The following is a 21,473-nucleotide window of genomic DNA, read 5'->3' on the forward strand; positions in this document are numbered from 1 at the left end:
TTTATTCATCTTTTTTTAGTCTTCAACAACAATAATATTAATGACTAATGCTTCACCTTATTAGTTACAAACTAATAATGCTATAACTGTATTCAGTTATTACTAGACAAAAAATACAGCTTTATATTTAATCACTGACTGTATACACATAAGCATAACGGAAATTATATGTGGTTAAAATTATTGTCTAGATTGAGAAACCCTACTAAAGCAATCTATGGCTCAAAAATCTGGGAACCATTTGGAGAGATAGAAAATAGTCAATTTGAGGACTTTATAAGTAAAAACAGTGTAAGAATGTATGAAAAAAAATGGGATGCTATTCATCGATCACACGGAGTTAAAAGTGAAGACCCCGCAAAAATAATTATTAGCTTCATTGATGAAAAAGTTAAATCAAACTCCCCTTTTTCGATAATTCGAGCTAATGACGGAGAAGGCACACTCTTATTTGGAGAGACATTTAAAAAATACGATCGCTCTCCACTAGACACTTATATAACAAAAAGAATTTCGCAAATAATTTTTGGTTCTGATCAGTTAATCCCAGATAATGTTAATGAGTTTAGAAAATTGCTTCAAACGTCAATTGAAAATGCTGACGTCCTTGGGATTCCTGTTCGTTCTTTTATAAGAAGAAAACTTAATAACGAACATATTTCAGATGTTGATATTCGCGCTGTTTTAGGAAGTTATGCACAAGTTTGTTACATTTTTGAAAAGCTCAAATCCAACAAAAATTATTCAACAATAATAATAACAGGGCCTTGGATATCCAAACTATTACTCCCTCACTTTGGAGAAATTTTTCAGAAATTTAGTAATATATCAATTATTACTGGCAACAAAGGCTTAGGCGAAAAAATTAAAAACTCTTTTAAACTAAAACACGTGAATGAAATCAATATCCCAGGCCAACGTTCTATGAGAGATAAATCTGCAGAATTACATTGGCCAGACAGGTACAACTCCGTTTTAAAAGAAATAAATAGCCTCCCTTGTGATAGCCTTGTTTTAGTTGCGGCTGGCGTTCTAGGGAAACCTTATTGTAACTCTGTGAAGGCTTCTGGTAATTGTGCAATTGACATAGGACATGTAGCGGATATTTGGTATGGCAAAGCTACAAGACCAGGTGTTAAAAATGAAGTTATTGAAGAATGGGCGCTATAAAAGTTACTGGAGTACCAACTTACTTAATTCAGGTAGTTATTATGTCGATTTGATTTAAGTTAAATACCTTTCAATTTCTATTTTTCCTATCAGGTTATCTAGTAAATAGTCTCGGGTTTTCTTGCTCTTCATCCAGAAAAACACATAATCCTCAACACCAGTTACATCATCACAAGCTTTACAATTAATGAGAAATACACCAGGGTGAGCCTGAGAGAAATGCTCAATCAAGTCAATTCCATAGTGTCGATAATGCCCATGAAAGTCTTCTTTTGGGTACCCCCAATCCTCTGTTATCTTTTTTCTAATAGGAAGAGGCACGGTCATTTGAAGAAAACCATCGTCTGTCAGCACCCGTAATATTTCATTGAATGCCTTTTTATCATCTGCCACATGCTCGAGTATTTGATTGCAGATAACCACATCGTAAGATGCATCTTCACGATTAATATTTTGTAAATCTATACTATTCCGATGTTCATAAATAGAAATTTCATGCTCTTGAAACCATGCAGAATCAACACTAGGATCTAAGCTAAATTGAAGAACTTTTTTCTGACTTAAAAAATCAGCCGGAATTTTCTCCCATACCGTTCGAATCAAACGATGTCTTTCTAATGAGCCGCATGTTAAGCAGTGCGGCATATCACCTGTTTTAGTTAGGCGACCAAAAGGGCCTGGTTTAAACTCTTTAGAGCCACAAATATTGCATTTTTGAGTTCTTTTTACACATTGATTCTTTAATAAAACCATATTTTCAATGCATACAGAAAACTGCTTAGCTCTATCCTTAAATGTATGATTATTTAATACAAACTCCCTTCCTTCTTGAGATTTCTTCAATCTTTCTTCAGGATGTGCTAAATAATAAGTAATACAATCTAATAGTTCATTTTTAGATTCATAAGTTTGTATAAATTTTTCTAAATCCCCCATCTCCTGCACTTTGTCAGAAACAATAAATGCCTCACTAGCAAGTCCATCATAAATACGATTAGAAATATATCCTTTTACTCTCATATCATCCCAATGATCATTTAAAAGGATATCTGCAGAACCATAGTATTTGTATAACTCAGCGTTCTTAATATATTTTCCTTTTAAATATTTTTTAGGGATTAATTTAGTCCAGTTTTTTCCATAAACAATAAGATTCAGCGTTGTTGGAAGCAAGTCGGCTATTATTTTTCTTAATTCACCTCTTGAATTTCCTACAAACAGTAATTGAGAATTATATTTCTTTTTATCAATATCAGAAGGCTTTTGAAAACGGATTGGGTCAGTGCATTGCAACATAGTTTCTATATTTTCTATGCCTCTATTTGCAATTTTTTTTGCCCAGAATGAAGACGCTATAAAAACTTTGTCATAACTTTCATATTCATCATCAGACACTAAATCTGGATGAGATATATTCCACATAATATTTATTTGATGTGATTGTGGTTCGTATCTGGATAATCCTCTAAAAACAATCGTAATATCATAAGTATTACCTTCATCGTTATACCACTCTGGTAAAATCTGGATTAATACATCATAACCTTCACACTCAAGTTCTTTTTTGAGTAACACAGCCATATGATAATCCCCCCAGTTTTTAGCCCTTCTCCATTTGGTAACTGGGGTCTTAATAACAACTGACAGATTTCCTTCTGATTTAATAGGTCTTTTTTTATGAAAAATGCTTTTTAATAGAGAAACAAACATCTATAACAATAGTCCTATATCCTAATTTATATTTTTTTGAGTAACAAAAGTAAGCAATTTTTTAACATCTACATGTTCATGATCCATGACATCCATATCTACGTTATAACCAATTTTAATTAAATGCGACTCAATATCAGCACCAAAATCAGTGTATACCAAGGATTTCCCACCCACACCATTACCATGATAATAAGGCTCTTCTATATAAACATCGTCATCACCAGATGTATCTACTCTATATGTCGTTTTACTTTTAATAGGAAAATCTATTGGAATTGAAAAAACATGGTAGCCGCCAGGCTTTAAAACCCGATAAATATCTGCAAAAGCAACCCACGGTTGTCTCACGTGTTCCATGATATCTGAAGAGATAATCAGATCTATCTCATTTTCCCCAAAGGTTAACTCTTCTAAAGACTGACACTGAATATCGTCACTATAATCACCTAAATCTACATCATCCCAATAGAATGAATTTCTATATCCCTTATAACCCGAAAACAACTTTCTAAAGGGACCTATAAGACCAGGCTCATAAATAGTTAACTGAGAAAACTCATCATCTTTACTTAAATCTGTGATCGTCTCCTGACCAGGTTTACCAAATATTTTTAAAATTGATGCAGCCTGCCCCCTGTATCGAAGTGAGGAATTGCATTCTGGGCACTGATACCCTTCTCTAAAAGAACGATTATTCTTATGAAATTCACCATAGAAACCACAAACAGAACATCTATCCGTATAAGTATCTTTAGCTGAGCGAAGTTTAGATTCCTCACTGGTTTTTTGTTTAGGTTTCTCTTCAGAGTGTTCAATCGCCTCCTTATTGTTATTGAATAGTTTAGATAAAAATTCAAACATAGGAAAAACGGCCTGTAAGTGGGGGGGTGCCTAATATCATTAATAAATCCCTAAGAAATAAGCTGGTCTATTAATTTGATATACTTATCACCGACATCATCATTTGGATTATCATCATGACGATCAGTCTTGTAACTATGGGTTGCCAGCATCGAATCCAATTTACTAATAAAATCATTACTAGATTCAGCGACTATAATCATCGGATCATCCTCCGGCAGACTGGGCAATTTAGTTGTTAAACTTGTTATCCCCAGTTTTTTATACATTTTTAATTTGATTGGGTCCATAAACTTGGAAATACGATCTTCTTTATGGGGCACCACAGCGAAGTTCACGTGCTGCAACAATCTAAGTAAATTCGTTTCTCCAATCACCCCATGATAGATACAATTTTCATTGCGTAGTAACTTCTTCATTTTGTCGGATTGTCTGATTGCCGAACCCGCAATATGTAAATAGCCAGAGACACCTGATAAGGCTTTACAAATTTTAGCCATCAAATCCCAATCGATTCTATCATTAAGATTACCAGAATAAATCAGATTGATTTCTCCACTATTCACCGCTCGTTTGTATTCAAAATTACTCGGCAAAGAATACCAATTAGCAATAAAGTGCGGTTTCTTACCTTCAAAAAAGTGTAAATCATCAAAGTATTCAAGGTTAGTCGGCGAATTTGCAACGACTTCATCCGCTAATGTAATCAACTCATGGTATTGTTTTAAACCCTGCAATCTAACTTCAGGTTTTTTCATCCATTGCACTTGGTTATCTACAATATCCACAATCACTTTATAAGCGACTAATGACTCGAGTAAAAGACTAAACTGTTGAATTAGAGGAAACAGAACCATAACGGAATTATCCGGATAGATATGCTCTGTCGTTAAAAAGGCATTAAACTTTTTCTCTAATGAGTTTAATCCATCATGATCTGTATACGTCAACAAATGATAATTAATACCATCTACATCATAACGATAAATCTTTTTAGAAAGCACGTTATTAACAATGACAGTAGAATTATCAAAAACAGCACCAGTGTTTTCAAAATCACTCAAATTCGCTTCATCAAGGATTTCAATAACAGTAACATGAGAATCGGGATGCTTCTGTTTATAGTAACGCGCTAAATGATCAACTCTGCGACCATAAATACCAGAATCATGCTGCTTCCAGACTAATACAATATTCGATTTGCCTGCCTTACTTTTATTATTTTTTGAGTAGAAGGGCTCTAGCTCGAAAATATCCCCTGCTTTCGAATCTGTTTTTGCTGATTTCTCAAGAGCTTCGAAAGTTTCAAATGATTTTTCGATCGTAAACGCGTCAGGCAAGTTTATTTCACCATCATGGTTTATAGCCGCCTTAAGTTGGTCATTGAATGTACTTCTATCAAAGACATACAAACCAGAAACATCATGCAAATCCTCCACTGATGGAGAACTGGGAGTAAGCACAGGTCTCCCAATGGTCAACCCATCTCCAATTTTAGACGTAATTTGTAATTTATTTATTTCTGAGTTTTCTGATTTTTTATCTGGATATCCCGTGATAACCACATCATACGCTGCCAGGGTTTCAAACAAATCCTCGTTAGCTACTTCATCTAAAATGATGGTATCTGGCGTATCTAGCGTTTGCCTTAAAGTTGGCGGATTAAAATCACCACCAATAGCCAGCTTTATCTTTTCATCAGTGTTCTGGTTATAACTATGTATAGCATCGACTAACTGTGTAACATTTTTATGCGCACGAATCGTTCCAATAAACACAGCCGTTTTTGTCGTATTTTTAGGTTTATCATTACTGGAATTAGAATACTTCTCTCTCGCATGTCTAACAATCTCTCCACCATATTCCTCCTGAATAGATATACTCGCGACCGATCTGCTTTTAACTCTGCCTAAATAGAAATTGGATTTATTTTTACTAAATATTCCATAAGGTTTCTGCTCTGATCCTTTCGAGCTCACAAAGACATCTTCATTATCATCCATATCAAGAATACAGGCAGAATCATCTTTTGTAATAAAACTCGCCAATTCAAAACTATGCAGCCTATGTTTACAAATCCAAACCGTATCAAAACTAATATTTCGATGTTGAATATAAGCCTGATAATTTTCACGTTCAGCATAGGGAATAAGTACAATATGCATGCCCAAACTTCTCATCGGCATCCAAAGATCTGCACCAAACTCACCAAAAATATATGCGAATAAAACAACCGGACGTTTTGATTTAACAATATCGTAAAGTACTTTTGCTCTCCCGATAGGGTTATGTGCGCCCTCCCACACCGTTATCGCGACCGCTCCTTTCTGTTTTGATATCTCGTATGCTTTATCTAAATCTTGAAATTTATTAGGTTTCAAAAAACTATTTTTGATAGTTTTTTTCTGCACCTGAGTGACCCCATCTTCATTCAGAACAGATAACTCAATTTCTGCTTTTTCTTCTACTGATGAAATAACTCTGCATTTAAAACCACCACCGTGTTGGCTAATACCATTTTCATCAAGCACATCTTGATCTAAAGCTTCGGTTAAAGTTGGAATACCATTAACTTTAATAATTGGAGTGCAACCTTTACTTTGCGTCAACAGCCATCCAGAAATTACACCATCGCAGAATCCATCGATTCTACCTTTTGTAGGGCCATGATATTTTGCATGATTAGATTCAGCAGCAAACCCTCCAACAACTGGAGAAGCCTGTTGATTCTGGTCGCGGGGAAGCATCGGAAAGCGTCCTTCCTTCCTACCATAACGGATATAGTGAAGTAATGGATTAACCCCCATTTGCGCCACATCTTCATACATTGAGAGATATTCTCTAGTATTAAAATGTGGTCCCGGGTTATGCCCTGCTTTCCAACCATGTTTATTATAAAAATTTAACGGATCAACATTATTTTTCCAAGCCTGCGGATGGTTAGTTAAATAATAAAAACTAGAAAATAAACCAGACTCAATTATTTCAATTTTATCTTGCAGAAAAGTCTTATTTTTACTTTTGGCAAAAGGCAATAATGCTTTCTTTATCTTAAAATATTTGCTTTCTTTAAAAATTCTAGCAAATTTTTTCTGCCATGCTTTATCCTGATAACTTGAAATAAATAACTCATTACCTAAATCAAGTTGTTGCTTTTTCTGCTTACTTAGCAAGTCTTTAGCTTGCTTCTCTTTATTCAGAGCATCTTTTGACTCTTGCAATAAACTCACCAGCTTATTACAGTCTTCCACTTTTCTTATAATTTCTGCTTCTTTTTGTTTTAACGCTTCTTGTTTTTCAGTTTGTAATTCCTTGTATGCCTTTTCTGAACTACTTTTAAGTTCCTCTAAATCTATTTTCTTCGATTGTAAATTACTTTCCGCTTCTGATAACTCTGACTCTAAAAACTCTATTTTTTGGTTTAGATTAATATCATTATATAAATATAAGCTTTGAGAGAGATAAAACTCAGACTCAATCGCATCAAATTGCTTAAAGTCAGTTAACTTACCTTTGGCTAATATTTTTATTAAATCTATCAAATATGATGGAACTGCCTCGCTTAAATTATCTTCAAGAGATTTATGATGTGTCAATCTGGGCGTATACAGTTGCTTCGATCGCTCTAAAATCTCATCTATAACCTCTACCTGTAAAAACTCACCCAGCTTATAGACAAAAGCCTCTAAATCCTGAAAATCTGCACTGTAGTGCACTAATAAACGTTCGTAAGGACGACTGCTTATTTCTGCCTGAAAAAAGTAATGAGACCACATGAGAAGACTTTTTTCCAAAGCCATTTCATTTCTTACTTTGAGAGAATGCCCCACTTCCATTGGGCTGCGGTAAGCGAGAATAACCTTTATTGTGTAACCTGAATCAAGCAATGCCTTTTCCCACAAAGGGAACAGTAAACACATCCTCGGATCTTTAATAAAAATCCTTTTTGCAGGACCAAATTCTTCTTTTAAAATAGCTTTGGCGGAAGCAAGGTACTCATGGAAGTCATTCGGCTTGATTTTATCTACCGTAAAAAAATAATCATCCCACGAAGTTTTGTAGTCCTCTAAGATAGATTGATTTAAACGATAGACTTTCATATTCTCGAAGAATCCCTTGGGATTATCTTCTCGAACAGGCATTTCATCAGACCCCAAATAGAAGCCTTGAGCAGCGACTAAACCAGATAAAACAGATGTACCTGAGCGGTGCATCCCCAATACAACAATACATTCTTTCATTTATTAAATTTAGCCCATTCTCAGTTCATACTCTAAGCCATGTGAGTATTCATATAGGTAAATACAAAAAAACCATATATTCACTTTACATGCACACAGGCTTCACGAATAATTTCACGAGTATATCGCAAATATTCTATAGTTGAGAAAGATAATGGATGTTTTAAAAAGACTGGAAAATGAAATCTCACCTATAGCCATAGGAGGAGTTGGAGGCAGCGGCACGAGGCTTCTAGCTAGCTGCCTGGAAGAGTTAAATTATTACATTGGCTCAGACCTCAATAAAGCAAAAGACAATTTATGGTTCACTTTACTTTTTAAACACATAGATGTGCTTAAATACAGTAACGAGCAGATACATGATTTGCTAAATATTTTCTTACAAGGAATGCTTACAAAAGAACCTCTAACACAAGAACAACAAAATATTGTAAAAGCGCTAATACATGAGCATCGACACTTACCCGTAGAGTTTTTTCAAGAAAGAGCCAATAGCTTATTCTCTAGTCACGAAGAGACTCCAATCACCCGTAACTGGGCTTGGAAAGAACCTAATACCCATATTATTCTTGATCGACTCGTCAACCTCATGCCAAATATGAAGTATATCCATGTGATGAGAAATGGATTAGATATGGCTCACAGCGCAAATCAAAACCAGCAGTTTCTATGGGGGGAAAAGTTTATTGGAAAAAACTTCAAACAAACACCTCATTATTCTTTAAAGTATTGGTGCATAGTCCATAAGAGACTGTTAGAAATAACAAAATCTATGGGAAGTAACTTCTTGTTAATAAATTATGATAATTTCTGCATAAATCCTGGAACAGAAATACCAAAACTACTTGATTTCCTCAACGTTCCTATTAAAGAAAGAAACATTGATAAACTAAAATCTTTTATAAAACCTCCAGTATCTATAGGAAGGTACAAACAATTCAGTAAGACTATTTTCGACCAAGAAGATATAGACTTTGTTGAGACCTTAGGCTTTAACACATAATTACCCTATGTTAATTTCAGTACACTTACCAAAAACAGCTGGCTCAAGCTTTGCTAACTCCTTATCTGATTGCTTTGGACAAAAGCTTCTAAAAGATTATGCCGATTTACCTCTTCACCATTCTAATATTAGACGCAATAAACATGCTGCAATAGAATCCTCTCGTAATTACTTTAAAAATTTTGACGAAATCCAATGCATTCATGGTCATTTTTTACCATTAAAATATCGTTTTCATAAATCTAAAATTAATTTCAAATATGTAACATGGATGAGAGAACCCGCTGAACGACTAGCTTCACAGTATTATTATATGAAGCGTCACTACTCGGACGAGAAGGCAAAAAATCAACCATTACTCAAGAAGCTTAGTGACGAGAACTGGTCATTAGAAAGGTTTTGTTTAGGGCCCGAACTCCAAAATACCTATTCTAAATTCTTATGGGGATTCCCACTGGATCTTTTCGATTTCATTGGAATAGTGGAACACTATAATTCAGATCTTTCTTACTTTGCAAACCATATATTAAAGGAACCATTATCCACATATAAAGAAAATGTGAATAAACATATAGATCAAAATAAATATAATTTAAGCGAGTCTTTAAAATCAGAAATCCTGAGACACCATAGCAAAGATTATTCTTTATACCATAGAGCACTTACATTAAGAGACAAGAACAGGTAATTCTATTGACTTGGCCTTATAAATTGCTTAATTGTAACAGGCCTTCTTTTCTCTTTGACTTCTTTCCTAACCACATATTGCTTAAGAATCTCAGTTAGTTTGTCATCATTTATATATGCGCTATCTGACAAGATGAACTTACTCGTAAACGCAGCTTCAGACAATGCGCGGTATTGATTTTCTAAGTCCTCTACGATACCAGGCAAGATCTTTTCTTCAGACATATAAGACGACTCTTTTAATTCATCTAAGCGGATTATATGAAAACCAAATTGGGTCTCAACTAAATCTGAGTAATCTTTTTCTTTTTTTATAGAATAAAGTCCCTCCACGAAGTATTTATCCATTTTTGGCTGCCCAGCTATTATCCAAGGCAATAACTTGCCTTTTCTTGCTTTAGAACCAGGATCATCAGAATATTTTGCAACCAGCTTTTCAAAGCTCTCACCACTTCTCAAGTCTTTAAGAATTTTTTCAGCAAGAGGTCGCTTTTCATCTCTATCACATTCCCCTGCTCGACACATTATTAGAATATGAGATGCCTTCCGTCTTTCTGGTGTTTTAGCGTATTTATCTTTATTGACTACCGCCAGCTCTTTTGCAAGCTCATCCATATTGGGTACTACAATATTATCTTTGTAATGCTTCAAAAAGATTTTTGTTTGCAAGTTTCTAACCGCAAATTCTCTTTGCCAATATAACTCGGGATCACTTTCCTTTGTGATTTTTTCCATTTCTTTAGCAATTTTTAGATTCTGCACAAAACGGCTGAGAAGATTATACTTTAATGCATCATCATCCATAGCCTGCAATCTATCCTTCTCCGGCCAGTATTTAATTGCATTTTCTATTTCCTGGTAGCTAACATCAAATCCAGAATCACTGATAATGACATCTTCTTTACTAGCCTTCTCCACTTCATCCGCATAAACAGAATGAAACATAAAGAACCATATCAAAACCATGATTTTTATTAAATAGTTTGTTTTCAACATAAGAATTAAAGATTAATTAGATGGAGGAATCGTATTCTATTTAACAAGAAAATCAAGTCTTTTAAAAAACGATTCTTTAAAGGGCTTATTCATTTTTAGACCTTAATGATTCTGCTTTATAACAGTAATTTTATATAGAGACTAAAGAATAACAATCAAGCAAGGAGTTGCAAATAAAGACATCTGAATGATGTCCAAGACAAATAAAACACACACAAAAAAGCCGATACATAAGGTATCGGCTTTTTGTTAACTTAAAATGTATTTACAAATTAAATTAAGGAGTTGGATTTATACGGCTATGACCAACAATACGACCATAGTTCTTAGAAGCGTCTGTAAATGTACGCTGCCAAGCTGTAAAACCTATAACTGGGATACCATTAATAGGAGCCGCAGAAGTACCACCAGTAACATCTGTTTGATCATAGATTAAAGGGGCAACTGTGTTACTAGAGATAGACAATGCAGCCCAACCAGTTGAATTAGCAAGACCTGGATCAACTTTAGTCGGTGCAACAGTATTAAAGACTTTATTGCCGCCCCACTCAATTACGTTAGTCTCTCTCTCAAACTCAGTTGTTGGAACTTCAACTTCTGGAGATGGAGATATAACTAATCCGCCTTCTTCTTCAGTTGGAGTCGCTTCTTCACGGTCATATACAGCAAAAGCAGCAGTCACAGGTAAATCTCTGTGGTTTGTAACATCGCTAGTACCATCTACGATTACAGAACCATTATCCGAAGGATCATCCATTAGATACTGACCAGGAATTGTAACAACCCAATCTGTAGAAACGCCATTAGTAGCATTGAAAGACCAATCGTTCATGATAGCGTCTGCGCCTAGTGAAAGACGGATCGACGAATCATAAAGACCACGCTGACCAGCAATACCACCATCTAGATCAGGGAAATCAAACCCAGTAAGCAAACCATTATTCAAACCACCCTGCTGGTGAGTCATCATTGCCTCATCAGAGAAATCAACGATATGCGTCGCATTATCACCCATTTCCATACCAGTAGCAGCATCACGGATAAAGTAAGATACTTTCAATACATTACCAGTTTCCTCATAAACACTGTCACCCTGAGTTGCAGCTGGACCCGCAGTAGAAGTAGTAGCAGCTGGACCAGACTGGTTAGCTATGAAGAAGTTACTACGTGCAGACAAACAGCTACGTGGAGTTCCATCAGAACCGTGAAGTGCAGCAACAGAGATCGGCTGATCTTCATCAGCTGCCGCCATACCGATTACTTCTAGGTAACCTTCATCAGCCGCACCATTTGCAGCGAAAACATCTGGAGCTTCCCACTTTGGCTTACCGTTTGAATCTGTACCTGTCGCTTGAGGAGCAGTACAAGTGTTATCACTTGAACTAATACCTAAAACACCATCATCATCATTAATAGTACCAACCCAAACATCGAAAGGAGACATGATTAAGTTAAAATCAAGTGCATCCGCAGAATCTGAACCACGACGTAAACGTAGTTTAACTACCTGAGTCTGGTCAGAAGTATTTGTAATATGTACGCCAGTTACGAAATTATCGCGAACTGTGTAGTATGGAACAAGCGCCAAATCACCAAGTGCGTTAGCATCTGTAGCAGCACTAGCGTTTGTATAAACAGCCATTCCACCCATTGCTAAGGTAGCCGCTACCGCCAACCCCAAAGGCTTCTTTAAAAATTGTTTCATTATTGAACTCTCCATTTTTTTATAAAAAAATTACTATATTAACGGCATTACTACCTGGATAATAGAAATAACAACAGACTGTATCTGGTGTTACCCCCCTATTCGCTGGAACTATGCCACCATTGGCCCTTAATGTGAAGCCATTTCTCACGAATCTCAACACTGGCAACAGTTGCCTCGGCGCTAAGCCCCTTCGAATTTCTAGGCTTAGTTTCTACTAAAACTTCGACCGTAGCCACACTAGTAGCCGGATCATATTTTATGTCCGCTATTTTTGTCAAGTTCCAATCAACACCGTGACTGAACTGACTCACATAGAGGTCTTTAGTAAAAACTGCCCTATAAGTAGGCGTTGCATATTTATAAGCATCGCCAAACTTATGATCAACAAATGCCCCCCAACGCTCACTTACGCGAGATTCCAATTTCTCCCTATCTACTACATCAGCTTCTGCCGCAACGATCGAATGAAATTGAAAAAAAACTAAAAAAAAACTAAAAATGTACTTCACTTATTCAAACCATTTAAATCTAAAAGCATCGTAGTAAACATACGCTTAATACTCGCTTAATATTGAATCTTTACCAACATATTTACACGTGAAGATAAAAACCTTAAATTAAACATCGCTAATCTTACTTCTTATTAGCTCGTGTTGCAGTTACGCAACATCATGATGTTTTCGAACACGTTGTTGCTATTATACAACACTAAGATCAAAAAAAAACCTTTTTTTTTCTTGATCTGGCGAATGATACCTTTTATGTAAAGATTTCTTCAGCACAAAGCCTTTCAAACTAATTAACTAGCCTTTGATAGCAACTCTTGTGAACACCCGCAACACAGAGAAAATCTTTTCAAGCACGTCTTTTCATGAGCTACCAATGCTCAACAATACAATTGGCAAAATTCCTTGCACATATTTTAAACAAACTTTAAACAAACAAAGCTACAAGCCACCGGTACTTTATATCGTAAATTTGAGATATCATTAAACTTTCGAATAATTAGTCGATAACAAATTTTCACTTTTGTTCGCAGCGCCAAAGAAGCTATTGGTTCATAATTTTATTTTTTGGGGGGGAATGCATTTAATATGACACAGGACGTTTACTGGCACGACAACTACATAACCAGACAACACCGCCAGGAAAGAAACAATCACAAGAGCTTTGTTTTATGGTTTACCGGACTCTCTGGCTCTGGCAAATCTTCTTTAGCCAACGCGGTTGAAAAGCATTTATTTGAAAGCGGACATAATGTCATCGTGCTTGATGGCGACAATGTTCGTCACGGGCTTTGTTCTGATCTTCACTTTTCTGCAGAAGATCGTCACGAAAACATGAGACGAGTAGGCGAAGTATCAAAACTATTTGTTGAGGCTGGCACAATTGTACTAGCTGCATTTGTATCGCCTTACAGAGAAGACAGAGAAAGAGTGAGAAGCCGACTGCCACATGGCGACTTCCACGAAGTCTATTGCAAATGCGATCTGGAAGTTTGCGAAGAGCGAGACCCCAAAGACTTATATGCGCGCGCACGAAAAGGCGAGATTGAGAACTTCACCGGAATATCAGCCCCTTATGAAGAACCTATCAAACCGGATATTGTAATCAACACATCCACACTAACAATAGAAGCAGAGGTGAATGTTATTATTGAGCGACTTAAAGCAAAAAGACTCATCGCGAACCAATAACAAAATTGCTTAGGCACCTCCCCACTTACAAGCCTTTTTTTGAGCGACATCATGTGTCGTTAAAATAAAACTACAACCCATTCATGATTAAGTTTAGAATGCGCCGCACAAAAGGACTTACCAAAAAGACTTATCATGAACAAAAAGCGTTTCAAAATTGCTATTGCGGGAACAGGCTATGTAGGACTATCTAACGGAGTTTTACTGGCACAACACAATGATGTAATTGCGCTCGATATTGACGCCGCAAAAGTCGATCAAATCAACAATGGCATATCACCAATATCAGACGTAGAAATCGAAGATTTCTTAAAAAACAAAACGCTCAGCCTAAAAGCTACGCTTGATAAACACGAAGCCTATCAAAACGCTGATTACGTCATCATCGCGACGCCAACCGATTACGACACAGAAACCAACTACTTCGATACCTCGACAGTAGAAACTGTCATCAAAGACGTCAAAACGATAAACCCAGAAGCAATCATGGTTATAAAGTCCACTGTACCTGTGGGGTATACAAAAAGAATAAAAGAAGAACTAGGCACAGACAATATTCTATTTTCGCCAGAATTCTTAAGAGAAGGCCAGGCACTTTACGACAATCTATACCCCTCTCGTATCATAGTTGGCGAACAATCAGACCGCGCCCAGCAATTTGCAGATTTACTTCTCGAAGGCGCCATAAAAAAAGACACCCCCCTACTTTTAAGCGATTCTACAGAAGCTGAAGCAATAAAGTTATTCTCAAATACCTACTTAGCGATGCGAGTTGCATATTTTAATGAACTAGATACCTACGCACAGATACACAGCCTAGACACGAAACAGATTATAGAAGGTGTAGGCTTGGACCCACGGATAGGAAATCACTACAACAACCCATCATTTGGCTATGGCGGATACTGCTTACCCAAAGATACGAAACAACTAAGAGCAAACTATCAGGACGTCCCGAGCAACCTGATTAATGCCATCGTTGAATCAAACAGCACCCGCAAAGACTTTATTGCCGAACTAGTTCTGCAAAGAAAACCTAAAGTGGTTGGCATCTATCGATTAATCATGAAAAGCGGATCTGATAATTTTAGAGCTTCTTCTATTCAAGGAATAATGAAGCGCTTAAAGGCTCAAGGGGTTGAAGTGATTATTTATGAGCCGGAGTTGCATGAAAAGGAATTTTCAGGTTCGACCGTTATACAAGATTTGAACTCCTTTAAAGAAAAATCTGACGTAATCGTTGCAAACCGCTTATCTGACGACATTCAAGACACTGCCGAAAAAGTAGTCACGCGCGACCTATTTGGCAATGATTCTTAAGCAGAGCATAACGTAATCTTGAATTAGCGAATTAAAAATGAACGATTCAAACAATATAGATGTATTCAATGGCGATGCAGATGGCATTTGTGCGCTAATACAATTTCGCCTCGCCCATCCGGCAGAATCAACACTTGTTACAGGTGTAAAGCGCGACATAAAACTGCTTGATCGCGTTTCAGCTAACAAAGAAGATAAAATCAATGTATTCGACATCTCAATGGAGAAGAATAGTAGCGATGTAAAACGCCTATTATCCGAAGGCGCTTCTATTTTTTATGTCGATCACCACATGGCTGGCGAAATACCAAACCACACCAACTTAAATACCATTATCGATACTTCCCCAAAAACATGCACCAGTTTACTGGTCGATGATTACTTAAAAGGGGAATATACGGAATGGGCAGCAGTTGCGGCTTTCGGAGACAATCTAAACCAAAGTGCAGAAAAAACCGCACAAAGCTTATCCATAAATTCAGATCAACTTAGTCAGCTAAAACGACTAGGAATCAGCATTAATTACAATGGATACGGCAGCTCACTTGACGATTTACATTTCAAGCCTGATGACCTTTACCAAAAAATGGTTTCTTACACCTCACCTTTGGATTTTATTGAAGACACAAGCTCAGTCTATTTAGAGCTTCAAGCAGGTTATGATAACGACATTGCACAAACAACCAACCTGAAAGCTGAAATTGCCACCCCTAATATTGCAGTTTACAAACTACCCGATGAAATATGGGCAAGAAGAGTAAGCGGCGTGTTTGGAAACCAGTTAGCCAATCAATACCCAGAAAGAGCGCACGCCATATTAAGCAACAATCCAAAAGGCGGTTATGTTGTTAGTGTACGTGCTCCACTAAATAACCTAGAGCACGCGAGTGAACTATGCAAACAATTCCCAAGCGGCGGAGGCAGAAAAGGCGCGGCAGGAATAAATCAGCTTCCAGAAGGTGAATTGAATAACTTCATAGATCTATTGAAGAAAACCTACACACATTAATTAGCATTTTCTACAATCTAGCTCAAACAACAGAACAGAATAAATTATGACCAAAGACGTATACTGGCACAACAACCACATAAGCAGACAACAACGCCAAGAAAGAAATAAACACAAGAGCTTTGTACTCTGGTTTACCGGGTTGTCAGGCTCTGGGAAATCAACACTAGCAAACGCCGTCGAAAAAGAATTATTTGATAGTGGCCATAATGTTACTGTTTTAGATGGGGATAATGTACGTCACGGACTTTGCTCCGACCTAGGCTTCACCGAAGAAGATCGTAATGAAAACATGCGTCGAATAGGCGAAGTCGCAAAACTATTCGTAGAGAGCGGAACAATCGTACTTGCAGCATTTGTATCACCCTACAGAACAGACAGAGAAAAAGTACGGAGCCGCTTACCACACGGTGAATTTTATGAAGTGTATTGTCAATGTGATTTAGATGTTTGCGAAGACCGCGACCCAAAAGGCCTTTACGCTAAAGCAAGAAAAGGCGAAATACCTAATTTTACTGGTATTTCAGCACCCTATGAGGAACCTATTAAACCGGATATGGTAGTAAATACTAACAACCTCTCTATTGGAGAAGAAGTAAAGTTAATAATAGACAATCTTCAAAAGAAAAACTTAGTCACTCAAGGAAATCATGAATAGTATACAAAACAAAAACATACTTATTACAGGTGCATGTGGAACCGTTGGTTCAGAACTAGTAAAAGCACTTTTATGCAATGAAGAATATAAACCAAAATCTGTAGTTGGCTTAGATAATAACGAATCCGAACTATTTTTTATCGATCAATTATATCTCGACGACCAAAGAGCAAGCTTTCACCTAGCAGATATTCGTGATAGAGATGTTTTAACCCGAGAAATGCAAGGTATTGATATTGTTTTTCATGCGGCAGCTTTAAAGCATGTAATTCTTTGCGAAAGATCTCCGTATGAAGCTGTCCAAACAAATATTACTGGCTGCCAAAATATTATTTATGCCGCAGAAGCAAATAATGTTGAGAAAGTAATATTTACAAGCTCAGACAAAGCGGTAAACCCGACTAATGTTATGGGAACATCGAAACTAATGGGCGAAAGACTTATGACTGCTGCAAATGGCAGCTCTAAAAAGTCTAACACAATATTTGCATCCACAAGGTTTGGAAATGTATTAGGTTCAAACGGGTCTGTAATCCCTATATTTAAAAAACAAATACAAAATGGAGGCCCAATAACATTAACTGATATTGAAATGACGAGATTTGTCATGACAGTAGAAGAATCTGTTCGCCTGGTTATTGATTCAGCCCAACAAGCAAAGGGAGGTGAGGTTTTCATCACCAAGATGCCAGTACTGCGGATCGCGGATATGGCCAAAGTAATGATCGAACTATTGGCAAAGCATTATGGGCATAAGCCTGAAGATCTAAAAGTTAACATAATAGGCTCAAAGCCTGGTGAGAAACTATATGAAGAACTAATGAGTGATGAAGAAACTCGCCGAGCTGTTGAGTTAGAACAATATTTCTCTGTACTTCCTGCATTTAGAGGCTTCCAACAAGATATCGATTATAAATATAAAAACGTTGTTAATGAAATAGTCGACGATCCTTATATCTCATCAGAAGCTCAGATGATGACGCCAGAAGAAATAAAAGATTTTCTAATTTCTAATAATTTATTAGGCATTGAAGAGGATAAATTTGGTGAACGATACTGGCCAGGAGACAAAGAGGAGAAGCAAAAATAATGAACATACTTATATTAGGTGGAGATGGCTACTTAGGCTGGCCAACAGCAATGCATTTTTCCAGTCGTGGACACGACGTAACAGTTGTAGATAATTACTTCAGACGCAATGCCTGCACAACTTTAGACACAGGCATGCTTTACCCTGTGCCCACACTAATCGAACGAGCTAAAATTTGGCACGAAAAAACAGGCAAAGAGATAAAGGTTGTTATCGACGATTTATCTGAACCCGAAGTAATGCGTTCATTATTCACTGGAAATAATTTAAGTTACCAGTGGGCAATCAATAATAAATTTTCTGGCAAACCAGAGACAGTTATACATTACGCGGAACAGCCTTCGGCGCCTTATTCAGTGGCAAATTACAAACAAGCAGACTTTACACTGATAAATAACCTTCGAGTAACAAACAATTTAATTTGGGCGGTACGTGACTTTTCACCAGATACTCACATAATCAAACTAGGCACTATGGGAGTATATGGAACTCCAAACATTGATATTGAAGAAGGATGGCTTGAAGTAGAGCACAAAGGAAGAAAAGATAAGTTCCTCTTTCCCAGACAAGCCAGCTCTCTGTATCACACAACCAAAATCATGGATACCGATTTGGAATGGTTTGGTGTTCGCATGTGGGGCTTACGCATAACAGACTTAATGCAAGGCCCTGTTTATGGAATTGAAACCGAAGAATCGAACATTGACGATCGTTTGAAAACTATTTTTAATTATGACGAGGTATTCGGCACCATAGTTAACAGATTCATAGTTCAATCAATCGTAGGATATCCTCTAACAGTATATGGAAAAGGAGGACAGACAAGAGGTTACCTAAACATCAAAGATACATTACAGTGCATAGAAATGGCTGTAAAAACCCCCGCCGAAGCCAATGAACTACGAATTTTCAATCAGATCATGGAAACCTTCTCAGCAAATGAGCTTGCTGATTTAGCCCAAAAAGTTGGCAATAAATTAGGGTACGATGTAAAAATAGATCATATAGAAAACCCAAGAAAGGAAGCAGAAGAACATTATTACAACCCCACATATCAAGGTCTTCAAGACATAGGGGTAACACCCCACTACCTTGACGAACAGGTAATGGAAAAAATGTTTAAAATAATCGAAAAACATAAAAAAAATATTCGTAAAGACGTAATATTTAAAGGGGTAAAGTGGGCATGAGATGGCTAATTACAGGTGGTTGCGGGTTTCTTGGAACTAGTGTTATTAAAGAACTAGCTAAGGACAAAGAAAATTCTTTTAGAGTATTGGATAATTTAACAGTCGGAACACGTAAAGACTTGGCTGGAGCCATCGACTTTGACGAAATAGACCATTCAATTGAGATCCCCTCCCTTCACAAAGGAGAATGTCAATTAATCATAGGCGATATACGAGATTCTTTTCTAACAAACACTGCCTGCAAAAATATAGATGCAATAATTCATTTCGCCGCAAATACAGGTGTACCTAATTCAGTTGAAGATCCTCGCTTAGATATGGAATGCAACGTAATTGGTACATTCAATATGCTAGAAGCTGCCCGTCTTCATAATGTAAAAAGATTTGTATTTGCCTCCAGTGGCGCCCCAGCAGGAGAAGTAGAACCTCCAATTCATGAAGAATTACCGCCTCATCCTGTTTCCCCTTATGGAGCGAGTAAACTAGCAGGAGAAGGTTATTGTTCCTCATACCATAAAACATTTGGAATAGATACTATTGCTTTACGTTTTGGGAATGTTTATGGCCCAGGCTCAAAACACAAGTCAAGTGTCGTAGCAAAATTTATAAGCCTTGCAATGACAGGAAAAAGAGTTGAAATTTATGGAGATGGCTCACAAACACGTGATTTTATTTACATAGATGATTTAGTAGATGCAGTCATAAAAGCGGGCACCATTGAGGGTATTGGAGGTGAGACTTTCCAGATAGCTACTGCGAGAGAAACAACACTTAATGAATTAATGGACATTCTTAAATCAGCCTTGAAAAAACATCAAATCGAGCTTGATATCAAGTATGGAGAGAAACGACTTGGAGATGTAATGAGAAATTTTTCAGACACATCAAAAGCAAGAGACCTTCTTCAATGGCAGATAAATAGCACGCTTAACAACGGCATTGAACAGACTATAAATTACTTTAAAAAACTATGAACGATAAGAAAATACTCCTTTTGACTGGTCGTTCATTTAATGGAGCGAGATCACGCAAGCCTGTTATAGAACTACTATTGAAAAAAGGATACCAAGTCATCATTGGTGCAAACTCAGAGGCAGTCTATGACGATGAAATTCGACAAAGTGGTGCAAAGTTTATAGATATATCTTTTTATCGGCATGGAATTAAAATATTTCAGGATATACAGACAATTCTGAAAGTAAAAAAACTAATTCGCACACAGAAACCGAAACTGGTTCACGCATTTAATCCTAAGCCCATTTTTATAGCTGGTTTTGTAGCTTATTTGACCAAGGTCGATAAGTTTTGTGTCACGATAACTGGATTAGGAGCCATAGGAAACAAGGGATTATCATCAATTATTATCAAGCTCGCTTATAAATTAGCATTACATAAAGCCGACTTAGTAATACTTGAAAATAAACATGATTTAGATTTTGTTTTACAAAACAAAATAACTCAAAAAAATAAATGTAGAGTTCAAATTGCATCTGGGGTAGATGTCGCTGCATACAATGAAGTATTAACAGAAAAAAACAATGACGTAATAATATTTGCGTTTGCTTCGCGACTAGTATGGAACAAGGGGATTAAAGAACTTTTATCTACGGCTAAACGCCTACACTCTGAGTATGGAAAACAGGTCGAATTTATAATTGCGGGTGATCTTGAAGAAGAGCACCCTAATGGAGTTCCCCGAGACTACATAGAAAATGCTCACAAAGAAGGATATATTAATTATTTAGGTAGAATATCCTCTAAAGAAATCCCCTCTTTTCTCCAACAATCAGACGTTGTGGTTTTACCATCATATCGAGAAGGTTTTTCAAAAATACTCATGGAAGGGGCTGCCGCAGGTAAGGCACTAATCAGTGCAGATATACCTGGCTGTCGTGAAATTGTTAACCATGAGATTACAGGACTTCTTGTACCTCCTCGTGATGAGACCGCTCTCTATAACGCCTGTAAAACACTAATAAATAATCCATCAAGAATCATTAGCTACGGCAAAGCATCCCGCAAACATGCTATTCAGGATTTTGATATTTCTGTCACTGCACCTAAAACACTGACCTGTTATCGAGAAATCGGCTTGCAAATTTCCGATACCTAATATTAACTTATTCCTAG

At 36.8% G+C, this 21,473-nt stretch carries 17 protein-coding genes; 11 read left to right on the forward strand and 6 right to left on the reverse strand.

What is annotated here, in order from left to right; all coding sequences use genetic code 11:
- The first annotated feature begins 168 nt into the window (after window positions 1–168).
- A complete protein-coding gene (locus EV695_RS02350; protein ID WP_131904301.1) occupies window positions 169–1,170 on the forward strand; it encodes a hypothetical protein in 1,002 nt (333 codons plus the stop codon).
- A 54-nt stretch (window positions 1,171–1,224) separates the two neighbouring features.
- On the opposite strand, the gene EV695_RS02355 is transcribed toward EV695_RS02350, so the two are convergent.
- The 3 genes from EV695_RS02355 to EV695_RS02365 are packed head-to-tail and all read right to left on the reverse strand — an operon-like array spanning window position 1,225 to window position 7,985.
- A complete protein-coding gene (locus EV695_RS02355) occupies window positions 1,225–2,880 on the reverse strand; it encodes a glycosyltransferase family protein (protein WP_131904302.1) in 1,656 nt (551 codons plus the stop codon).
- 21 nt (window positions 2,881–2,901) lie between these two features.
- Window positions 2,902–3,744, reverse strand: coding sequence for a class I SAM-dependent methyltransferase (locus EV695_RS02360; protein ID WP_131904303.1), 843 nt, complete (start codon window positions 3,742–3,744; stop codon window positions 2,902–2,904).
- 50 nt (window positions 3,745–3,794) lie between these two features.
- Entirely contained in the window at window positions 3,795–7,985 is a 4,191-nt protein-coding gene (locus EV695_RS02365; protein ID WP_131904304.1) for a hypothetical protein, read from the reverse strand.
- 154 nt (window positions 7,986–8,139) lie between these two features.
- Between EV695_RS02365 and EV695_RS02370 the strand changes: the two genes are divergently transcribed.
- Window positions 8,140–8,988 (forward strand): sulfotransferase, encoded by an 849-nt coding sequence (locus EV695_RS02370; protein ID WP_131904305.1) that lies wholly within the window; start codon window positions 8,140–8,142, stop codon window positions 8,986–8,988.
- A 7-nt stretch (window positions 8,989–8,995) separates the two neighbouring features.
- The gene (locus tag EV695_RS02375) at window positions 8,996–9,676 is read left to right on the forward strand and encodes a hypothetical protein (protein ID WP_131904306.1); all 681 of its coding nucleotides are present in this window, start codon (window positions 8,996–8,998) and stop codon (window positions 9,674–9,676) included.
- Between the two features lie 2 nt (window positions 9,677–9,678).
- On the opposite strand, the gene EV695_RS02380 is transcribed toward EV695_RS02375, so the two are convergent.
- From EV695_RS02380 to EV695_RS02390, 3 genes are all read right to left on the reverse strand, one after another.
- A complete protein-coding gene (locus tag EV695_RS02380) occupies window positions 9,679–10,620 on the reverse strand; it encodes a foldase protein PrsA (RefSeq protein ID WP_165874593.1) in 942 nt (313 codons plus the stop codon).
- Window positions 10,621–10,948: 328 nt separating this feature from the next.
- On the reverse strand, window positions 10,949–12,376 hold the full coding sequence (locus EV695_RS02385) for a hypothetical protein (RefSeq protein WP_131904308.1): 1,428 nt from the start codon (window positions 12,374–12,376) through the stop codon (window positions 10,949–10,951).
- A 98-nt stretch (window positions 12,377–12,474) separates the two neighbouring features.
- Window positions 12,475–12,801: a hypothetical protein gene (locus tag EV695_RS02390; RefSeq protein ID WP_131904309.1), complete on the reverse strand. Its 327-nt coding sequence runs from the start codon at window positions 12,799–12,801 to the stop codon at window positions 12,475–12,477.
- A 672-nt stretch (window positions 12,802–13,473) separates the two neighbouring features.
- Between EV695_RS02390 and cysC (EV695_RS02395) the strand changes: the two genes are divergently transcribed.
- The 8 genes from cysC (EV695_RS02395) (at window position 13,474) to EV695_RS02430 (ending at window position 21,456) form a co-directional block, all read left to right on the forward strand.
- Window positions 13,474–14,076 (forward strand): adenylyl-sulfate kinase, encoded by a 603-nt coding sequence (gene cysC, locus EV695_RS02395; RefSeq protein ID WP_131904310.1) that lies wholly within the window; start codon window positions 13,474–13,476, stop codon window positions 14,074–14,076.
- A 135-nt stretch (window positions 14,077–14,211) separates the two neighbouring features.
- Window positions 14,212–15,396 carry a nucleotide sugar dehydrogenase gene (locus tag EV695_RS02400; protein ID WP_131904311.1) on the forward strand — a complete coding sequence of 395 codons (1,185 nt, stop codon included), beginning with the start codon at window positions 14,212–14,214 and terminating at the stop codon, window positions 15,394–15,396.
- A 37-nt stretch (window positions 15,397–15,433) separates the two neighbouring features.
- Window positions 15,434–16,405: a DHH family phosphoesterase gene (locus tag EV695_RS02405; RefSeq protein WP_131904312.1), complete on the forward strand. Its 972-nt coding sequence runs from the start codon at window positions 15,434–15,436 to the stop codon at window positions 16,403–16,405.
- A gap of 46 nt (window positions 16,406–16,451) precedes the next feature.
- Complete coding sequence (gene cysC, locus EV695_RS02410) at window positions 16,452–17,063, forward strand: adenylyl-sulfate kinase (RefSeq protein WP_131904313.1); 612 nt, start codon at window positions 16,452–16,454, stop codon at window positions 17,061–17,063.
- Window positions 17,056–18,153 carry a polysaccharide biosynthesis protein gene (locus EV695_RS02415; protein WP_131904314.1) on the forward strand — a complete coding sequence of 366 codons (1,098 nt, stop codon included), beginning with the start codon at window positions 17,056–17,058 and terminating at the stop codon, window positions 18,151–18,153. The genes cysC (EV695_RS02410) and EV695_RS02415 overlap by 8 nt, the downstream gene beginning before the upstream one ends.
- Window positions 18,153–19,343: an NAD-dependent epimerase/dehydratase family protein gene (locus tag EV695_RS02420; RefSeq protein ID WP_165874594.1), complete on the forward strand. Its 1,191-nt coding sequence runs from the start codon at window positions 18,153–18,155 to the stop codon at window positions 19,341–19,343. The genes EV695_RS02415 and EV695_RS02420 overlap by 1 nt, the downstream gene beginning before the upstream one ends.
- On the forward strand, window positions 19,340–20,317 hold the full coding sequence (locus tag EV695_RS02425) for an NAD-dependent epimerase/dehydratase family protein (RefSeq protein WP_131904316.1): 978 nt from the start codon (window positions 19,340–19,342) through the stop codon (window positions 20,315–20,317). Before EV695_RS02420 ends, EV695_RS02425 begins: the two co-directional genes overlap by 4 nt.
- Window positions 20,314–21,456, forward strand: a complete 1,143-nt coding sequence (locus EV695_RS02430) for a glycosyltransferase family 4 protein (protein ID WP_131904317.1) — start codon at window positions 20,314–20,316, stop codon at window positions 21,454–21,456. The genes EV695_RS02425 and EV695_RS02430 overlap by 4 nt, the downstream gene beginning before the upstream one ends.
- Window positions 21,457–21,473 lie beyond the last annotated feature (17 nt).

This window comes from Cocleimonas flava (genome assembly GCF_004339015.1).
Lineage (GTDB): Bacteria > Pseudomonadota > Gammaproteobacteria > Thiotrichales > Thiotrichaceae > Cocleimonas > Cocleimonas flava.